1 protein-coding gene is annotated in these 1,064 nt (G+C 55.3%); it reads left to right on the forward strand.

Annotated features, from left to right (window positions below; all coding sequences use genetic code 11):
- Positions 1 to 1,022: IS256 family transposase (locus tag HV157_RS26055; RefSeq protein WP_182378609.1), on the forward strand; the 1,022-nt coding region annotated here is incomplete at its 5' end.
- Positions 1,023 to 1,064 lie beyond the last annotated feature (42 nt).

Below are 1,064 nucleotides of genomic sequence, written 5' to 3' on the forward strand. Positions count from 1 at the left end.
GCTATTCCACAAAGACCGTTACCACCGGCGATGGCCCTCTGGAACTACGTACCCCACGCGATCGTGATGGCTCCTTCGAACCCCAACTGGTGAAGAAAAACCAGACCCGCATTACCGGCATGGATAACCAGATTTTATCGTTGTATGCCAAAGGGATGACCACACGCGAGATCGCCGCCGCGTTCAAAGAGTTGTATGACGCGGATGTCTCACCCGCGCTGGTCTCAAAGGTCACCGATGCGGTCATGGAGCAGGTTGTCGAATGGCAAAATCGTCCGCTGGATGCAGTCTATCCCATTGTTTATCTTGACTGTATCGTCCTGAAAGTCCGACAGGATAGTCGTGTCATCAATAAATCAGTGTTCCTGGCGCTGGGCATTAATATCGAAGGCCAGAAAGAGTTGCTGGGGATGTGGCTGGCCGAAAATGAAGGGGCGAAGTTCTGGCTGAATGTGCTGACAGAATTGAAGAATCGTGGCCTGAACGATATCCTCATTGCCTGCGTTGACGGCCTGAAAGGTTTCCCGGACGCCATCAACGCGGTGTATCCGGAGGCCCGCATCCAGCTGTGCATCGTGCATATGGTGCGCAACAGCCTGCGGTTCGTCTCCTGGAAGGACTACAAAGCCGTCACCCGCGACCTGAAAGCGATTTACCAGGCACCGACGGAAGAAGCAGGCCAGCAGGCGCTGGAAGCGTTCGCCGCAGCCTGGGACAGCCGCTATCCGCAGATAAGCCGAAGCTGGCAGGCAAACTGGGCCAACCTGGCGACGTTCTTCGCTTACCCGGCAGACATCCGCAAAGTCATCTACACCACCAACGCCATAGAATCACTGAACAGCGTGATCCGGCATGCTATCAAAAAGCGTAAGGTGTTCCCGACGGACGACGCGGTGAAAAAGGTGGTGTGGCTGGCAATCCAGGCGGCCTCACAGAAATGGACGATGCCGCTGAGGGACTGGCGTATGGCAATGAGCCGCTTTATTATCGAGTTCGGTGACCGCCTGGACGGTCACTTCTGAGAAAAGGCATTTACACAGAATCGTGTACAGGGTCTCTCCAGC

The organism is Enterobacter sp. RHBSTW-00318 (assembly GCF_014101375.1).
GTDB lineage: Bacteria > Pseudomonadota > Gammaproteobacteria > Enterobacterales > Enterobacteriaceae > Enterobacter > Enterobacter ludwigii.